Raw genomic sequence first — 6,219 nt, 5'->3', positions numbered from 1 at the left:
GCCCAGGCCCACCCCCAGCCCCTGCTGCACGGCGCTGAACATCAAGGTCAGCTGGTTGAAGCCCAAGGCTCCCGGCGGCGCGCTGTAGTCCAGGCCGAAGTGACGGAACCAGTCCCGCCAGTCGATGCAGTTCCAGGCCGAGGCGTCCAGCTGGATCAGCGGCAAGGCCGCCAGTTGCCCAAGCTCGCTGACCACCGGCAACTCCAGGCGCCGGCTGGCGATGGGGTAGACGATCTCGGCGAACAGCGGCGTGGCCGCCAGGGACGACCAGTGCCCCGGCCCGTAGAGAATGCCGAAGTCATGCTCGGCCACGCTGGACTCGTCCATGTCGTTGTTGGCGTGGATGCTCACGGTGATCCCCGGGTGCTGCTTGTTGAATGCCAGCAAGCGCGGGAACAGCCAGAACTGCGCCACCGCATGGGTGCATTGCACGGTGATGGTGTTGGCATCGCGCCCGGCCCGCAGCCGTGTGACGCTGCGCAACAAGGCTTCGAGCTGGGTGCTGACCTGGGCGAACAGCGCCGCGCCGCTGGCGGTGAGCTTCACTCCGCGGGCCTGGCGCTCGAACAACTCGGTCTTGAGCGACAGCTCCAGGCTGCGGATCTGCTTGCTCACCGCGCTCTGGGTCAGGCACAGCTCGGTGGCGGCCCGGGTGAAGCTGGCGTTGCGGCCCACCGCTTCGAAGGTCACCAGGGTTTCCAGTGGCGGCAAGTGCCGGGCGAAGCGACTCATCAGGTATTCCCCAGGAGAATAGGTAGGTGCCTATATATCCTTTGTCCATCCGGTCAGCAATGACTAGCCTGCGCACCTTGATGAATCGCTGCGAGTGTGTGCATGAAACGCGGAGTTGCTTATGCGGTCCTGGCCGGTGCGGTCTGGGGCCTGGCCATTGTGGTGCCCAGCCTGTTGCCGGAGTTCAGCCCGCTGATGCTCAGCTGCGCCCGCTTCACCCTGTATGGCGCATTCTCCCTGCTCCTGGCTGCGTCCCAGGCTCGCGAGCTGCTGCAACGCCTGACCTGGAACGACGCGCTGCTGCTGGTGAAGCTGGCACTGACCGGCAACCTGATCTATTTCATGCTGCTGGCCAGCGCCATCCAGTGGGCCGGGGTGGCCAGTACCGCGCTGATCGTCGGCCTCTTGCCCCTGACCATCACCCTGGCCGGGCGCGGGGATGCCGACGCGGTGCCGTTGCGGCGCCTGCGCTGGCCGTTGCTGCTGGTGTTCGGTGGGATCTGCTGCATCAACCTCGACACCCTGCTCACCGCCCAGGGCGATTCGCCGGAGCTGGGCCAGCGCGCCCTGGGCCTGCTGTGTGCCTTCGGCGCGCTGCTGTGCTGGACCTGGTTCGCCAAGGACAACGCCCGCTACCTCAAGAACAGCCGCTTCGACAGCGGCCAGTGGTCGAGCCTGTGGGGCATCACCACCGGCCTGATGAGCGCCGTGGTCTGGCTGCTGGCCCAGGGCCTGGAGTTGCCGGGCACGCGGAGCGAGGCCAGCGACCAGCGCTGGATGCTGTTCTGGGGCCTGAGCCTGTGCAGCGCGGTGCTCGGCTCGTGGTTCGGCAATCGCATGTGGAATGCCTCGACCCGGCGCCTGCCACTGACCCTGAGCGGCCAGTTGATCGTGTTCGAGACCCTGTTCGCCCTGCTCTACGGCTTCATCTGCCTGCAGCACCTGCCGAGCTTGCTGCAAGCCAGCGCGGCGTTGTTGTTGCTGGCCGGCGTGCTCTGGGCGGTGCGCCGGCACCTGCCCCAGGCTCACTAAGGGCCTCAGCCCGAGGCCGCAGAACAACCCGGCAGCGCCACCGGGGAGCGGGGTAGGCGCAGGGCCAGCAAGGCGCCCAATAACGCCAACAGGGCACTGGCGGCGGTGGCCAGCTCGATGCCCTGGGCCTGGTTGCCCACCGGGCCCAGGGTGTTGGCCAGGGACACCAGCAAGGCCAGGCCCAGGGCACCGCCGATCTGCTGGCTGGTGGAAGCCACGCCCGCCGCCACGCCCTGCTCGGTCGCGGCAATGCCCTGCCCCGCCGAGATCCACATGGTGTTCCAGGTCATGCCCTGGCCGATGCTCATGATCACGATCCCGGGTAACAGGCCGACAAAACCCCGGCTGCCCGGTAGCGCCAGGTAGATCATGCCGATGCCCAGGGCCCCGGCCAGCAAGCCGCAGACCAGGACCGCCCGCAGGCTGGCGCGCCGCAGCGCCCGCTCGCCCAGCCAGATACCCAGGGTGCAGAGCACCGTCGAGGGCAGGAAGGCCAGGCCGCTGTGCAACACACTGAACTGGTAGACCTGCTGGAAGTACAGGCTGAGGAAGTAGTACTGCACGCCGAAGCTGCTCATGAACAACGCGGTGATCAGCATCGCCATGCGCAGCTGTGGATAACCCAGCAGGCGCAGGGGCATCAACGGATCACGCCCCAGGCGCTCGATACGCAGGAACAACCCGAGCAAGACCAGCGCCAGCAGCAGGCAGGCCAGGGTCGCCGGGGCGGCCCAGCCCCATTCCGGCCCCTGGACGATGGCGAACACCAGCAAGGTGCCGCCCAGGGTCACGCTCAAGGCGCCCGGCAGGTCGAACTGGCGCCCGCGCTGGCGCGGCGGGTCGGCGGGAATCCAGCGCCGGGCCAGCCATGCACACGCACCGGCCAGGGGCACGTTGACCAGGAACACCGCCGCCCAGCCCCAGTACTGGGTCAGCACGCCACCCAGCAGCGCCCCCAGGGCCAGCCCCGCCGCGGACGCCGCGCTCCACACCGCGAAGGCACGGTTACGCGCCGGGCCTTCGGCGTAGTAGGTATTGATCAGGGCCAGGGTCGCGGGGAACAGCATCGCGCCTCCCACACCCTGCACCGCTCGCGCCAGCACCAGCCACAAGGCACTGCCCCCCAGCCCCCCGGCCAGGGACGCCAGGGCATAAAGTCCCTGGCCGACGATGTAGAAACGCCGCTTGCCCAACAGGTCCGCCGCCCGGCCGCCCAGCAGCAGGAAGCCGCCGAAGGTCACGCTGTAGGCACTGACCACCCATTGCAGCTGCTGGGCGGAAAAGCCCAGGTGCTGGCCGATCTCCGGCAGGGCAACGAAGACGATGGTGGCGTCCAGGGCAATGATCAGCTGGGCCGTGGCCAGCAACAGCAGCATCCAGCCCGACGGCTTGGCTAACGGGTTCGCGGACATCGCGGGACTCCTCGGATGAAATGACGGCGGTCAGTTTCATCGATGCGTTTTAAATGATAAACAAGCCGTTCCTTCTTTCAGTAATGACTTTAATCATGGATCTGAACGCCCTGCGCCTCTTGGTCCGGGTAGCCGAAACCCGCAGCTTCACCCGCGCCGCCGGGGACCTGGGGCTGACCCAGTCCGGCCTGTCCCGGGCCATCTCGCGCCTGGAACAGCAGTTGGGCGTGCGCCTGCTGCAACGCAACACCCGCAGCGTCAGCCTGACCCCGGATGGCCAGATGCTGGTGGAGCGTGCCGGGCCGCTGCTGGCGGAACTGGTCCAGACCGAGAGCCTGCTGTTGGAACGCCGCGACTCGCCCACCGGCGTGCTGAAGATCAGCACACCCTCACTGTTCGGACGCAAGGTGGTGATGCCGGTGATCGGCGGCCTGACCGAGCGTTATCCGGCCTTGAGCATCGAGGCGGTGATGACCGACCGGATCGTGGATATCGTCGACGAAGGCTTCGATGCCGTGCTGCGTACCGGAACCATCCAGGACCAGCGCCTGATCGCCCGCCCCCTGGCGCCGCTGCGCTGGGTCACGGTGGCGGCACCAGCCTACCTGGAACGCCACGGCACGCCTCGGGACCTGGCCGAGCTGCAACGCCACAACTGCCTGGCCGTGCGCAACCTGCGCAGCGGCCGGCTGGTGGAATGGCAATTCATGGACCAGGGCAAGCCCCTGGACCTGGCGGTCACGGGACGTTTGATCTTCGATATCGGCGACGCCCTGGTGGACGCCGTGCTGGGTGGTTTCGGCATCGCCCAACTGATGGAGTTCGCCGTGCGCGAGGCCCTGGACGACGGGCGCCTGCGGCCCATTCTCCAGCCATACGACGGGCGCAGCCGCGAGCTGTCGCTGGTCTACCCGCCCTCGCGCCAGTGCTCGGCAAAACTCACCACGTTCGCCGCGGCCCTGGGCCAGGTGAGCTGGTAAGGCGCGTCAGCCCTCTTGCGCCGCATCCTGGGTCACATCGAGCAAGCGCGGCTGGGCGATCCGCAGGTAGTCCTCGGTGGCCAGCACCATGGATGCATCCAGGCGCCCGGCATTGAAGGCGATTTGTTCATAGCGCGAAGTCAGCTGCGGATCGACGATCAACGCAATCCGTGGATCGAAGCTCAGCGGTGGGATGGCTCCGATCACGCAGCCCGTCAGTTCCCGGGCCAGCTGCGGCGCCACGAGCTGGGCTTTCTTGCCTCCCAGGGCCGCGCCGACTTTCTTCATGTCCAGTTTCTGGTCCCCGGACAGGATCACCAGGGCGTAGGCATCGCCACCGCCCTTGAGGCCGCACAGCATGGCCTTGGCCCCCTGGCCCGGCTCGGTGCCGCGAATCTCGGCGACCCGTGCCGACTGCCCTTCGGCCGGGTGCTCGATCACCCGGTAACGGGCCTGGTGCCTGTCCAACAGCGCCACCAGGCGTTGGAAAACCTCGTGCATGCAACCTCCTGTTCAGGCCTCGCCGGCCAAGGGCAACTGGCGCCCGTCGATACTCTGGCCAATGGTCAGGAAATGCCCACCGGCCACATGGTGCAAGGTGCGCAGCCGATCATGGCCGTCGAAGTGCCAACGCCCCTCGCTGAACACCCGCGAGTCGGCCTGGGCGGCAATCACTTCGCCGAGGAACAAATCGTATTGCTGGTGGTTGTGGGGCTCGGGCAGCAACCGACACTCCAGCCAGGCCACGCAACCTTCCAGCAACGGCGCGGCAAGGACCTGGCCGGCGAAGGTGGCCAGGCCGTAGGCACTGAATTTGTCGCGACCGCCCTGGTGCAGTTCCAGCCCGGAGCTGTTGCCCAGGCTCTGGGTGATGTCGACCTGCTCCACACAGGGCACGTTGAGCACGAAGCTGCCGGAGGCCTCCAGCAGTTGCCGGGTCCAGGTGGTCTTGTCGAGCACCACCGCGACCTTCGGCGGTTGGAAATCCAGGGGCATGGCCCAGGCGGCGGCCATGATGTTGCGCTGCCCTTCATGGGCGGCGCTGACCAGTACGGTGGGACCGTGGTTGAGCAGACGATAGGCCTTGTCCAGGGGGACCGAACGACGAAATGCGGGCATGGCAGGCTCCTGAAAAAAAGCGATTGTAGCGTCAAGCCCTGGCCGTGCAGATGGGTCGATTGGACGGATTTCCTGGATGATCCGTCCAGCGCTCGGCGGCTTATCCACAGCGCCCCCCGGACTAGACTCATCCTTCATTTCAACACTTGAAGGATGCGCACCATGGCTGACCATTCCCTGAACGACAAAGTCGTGTTGATCGCCGGCGGCGTGAAGAACCTCGGCGGCCTGATCGCCCGTGACCTCGCCCGCCACGGCGCCCGGGCCGTGGCCGTGCACTACAACAGCGATGCCAGCGCCGCCGATGCCCGGGCGACCCTGGCCGCCCTCCAGGAGCTGGGAGTCCAGGCCCAGGCCTGGCAGGCCGACCTGACCCGCGCCGGTGCCGTGGAGCGACTGTTCGACGAGGTCAAGGCACGCTTCGGCAAGATCGATATCGCCATCAACACCGTGGGCAAGGTGCTGAAGAAACCCATAGTCGAGATCAGTGAAGAGGAGTACGACCAGATGTTCGCGGTCAATGCCAAGAGCGCATTCTTCTTCATCAAGGAGGCCGGCAAGCACCTGGAGGACAACGGCAAGCTGGTGACCCTGGTGACTTCGTTGCTGGGTGCGTTCACGCCGTTCTATGCCGCCTATGGCGGCGCCAAGGCGCCGGTGGAACACTTCACCCGGGCGGCGGCCAAGGAGTTCGGCGCCCGGGGCATCTCGGTCACTGCCGTGGGTCCGGGGCCGATGGACACGCCGTTCTTCTACCCGGCCGAAGGCGCCGATGCCGTTGCCTATCACAAGAGCGCTGCGGCGCTGTCGCCGTCGAGCAAGACCGGCCTGACCGACATCGAGGACGTGGTGCCCTTCATCCGCCACCTGGTGACCGAGGGCTGGTGGATCACCGGCCAGACCTTACTGATCAACGGCGGCTACACCACCAAGTAATCCTCGCG

The 6,219-nt window shown here is 66.9% G+C and carries 7 protein-coding genes; 3 read left to right on the top strand and 4 right to left on the bottom strand.

The window, feature by feature from the left end:
* The coding region (locus AC3WK8_RS30400) for a LysR substrate-binding domain-containing protein (RefSeq protein WP_103326773.1) at positions 1-732 on the bottom strand (732 nt) is incomplete at its 3' end.
* Positions 733-834: 102 nt separating this feature from the next.
* Between AC3WK8_RS30400 and AC3WK8_RS30395 the strand changes: the two genes are divergently transcribed.
* The gene (locus AC3WK8_RS30395) at positions 835-1,764 is read left to right on the top strand and encodes a DMT family transporter (protein ID WP_103326771.1); all 930 of its coding nucleotides are present in this window, start codon (positions 835-837) and stop codon (positions 1,762-1,764) included.
* Between the two features lie 5 nt (positions 1,765-1,769).
* Here AC3WK8_RS30395 and AC3WK8_RS30390 read toward each other — a convergent pair whose 3' ends face one another.
* Positions 1,770-3,176: an MFS transporter gene (locus AC3WK8_RS30390; RefSeq protein ID WP_103326769.1), complete on the bottom strand. Its 1,407-nt coding sequence runs from the start codon at positions 3,174-3,176 to the stop codon at positions 1,770-1,772.
* 95 nt (positions 3,177-3,271) lie between these two features.
* On the opposite strand from AC3WK8_RS30390, the gene AC3WK8_RS30385 reads away from it, so the two are divergent.
* Positions 3,272-4,156 carry a LysR family transcriptional regulator gene (locus AC3WK8_RS30385; RefSeq protein ID WP_103326767.1) on the top strand — a complete coding sequence of 295 codons (885 nt, stop codon included), beginning with the start codon at positions 3,272-3,274 and terminating at the stop codon, positions 4,154-4,156.
* Between the two features lie 6 nt (positions 4,157-4,162).
* Here the strand turns inward: AC3WK8_RS30385 and AC3WK8_RS30380 are convergent, their stop codons facing one another.
* Positions 4,163-4,657, bottom strand: a complete 495-nt coding sequence (locus AC3WK8_RS30380; RefSeq protein ID WP_103326765.1) for a YbaK/prolyl-tRNA synthetase associated domain-containing protein — start codon at positions 4,655-4,657, stop codon at positions 4,163-4,165.
* Positions 4,658-4,669: 12 nt separating this feature from the next.
* On the bottom strand, positions 4,670-5,275 hold the full coding sequence (locus tag AC3WK8_RS30375) for a flavin reductase family protein (RefSeq protein WP_103326763.1): 606 nt from the start codon (positions 5,273-5,275) through the stop codon (positions 4,670-4,672).
* 162 nt (positions 5,276-5,437) lie between these two features.
* Here AC3WK8_RS30375 and AC3WK8_RS30370 point away from each other — a divergent pair, with 162 nt between their 5' ends.
* The gene (locus tag AC3WK8_RS30370) at positions 5,438-6,211 is read left to right on the top strand and encodes an SDR family oxidoreductase (RefSeq protein ID WP_103326761.1); all 774 of its coding nucleotides are present in this window, start codon (positions 5,438-5,440) and stop codon (positions 6,209-6,211) included.
* Positions 6,212-6,219 lie beyond the last annotated feature (8 nt).

It is taken from the genome of Pseudomonas sp. FW507-12TSA (genome assembly GCF_058781435.1).
Note: the sequence above shows the minus strand (reverse complement) of the source record. Positions and strands in the feature narration are given on the sequence as shown.

Coding starts and splice junctions, on each gene's coding strand:
- AC3WK8_RS30390 (WP_103326769.1), bottom strand. CDS start 3,176: ATGTCCGCGAACCCGTTAGCCAAGCCGTCGGGCTGGATGCTGCTGTTG.
- AC3WK8_RS30385 (WP_103326767.1), top strand. CDS start 3,272: ATGGATCTGAACGCCCTGCGCCTCTTGGTCCGGGTAGCCGAAACCCGC.
- AC3WK8_RS30395 (WP_103326771.1), top strand. CDS start 835: ATGAAACGCGGAGTTGCTTATGCGGTCCTGGCCGGTGCGGTCTGGGGC.
- AC3WK8_RS30375 (WP_103326763.1), bottom strand. CDS start 5,275: ATGCCCGCATTTCGTCGTTCGGTCCCCCTGGACAAGGCCTATCGTCTG.
- AC3WK8_RS30380 (WP_103326765.1), bottom strand. CDS start 4,657: ATGCACGAGGTTTTCCAACGCCTGGTGGCGCTGTTGGACAGGCACCAG.
- AC3WK8_RS30370 (WP_103326761.1), top strand. CDS start 5,438: ATGGCTGACCATTCCCTGAACGACAAAGTCGTGTTGATCGCCGGCGGC.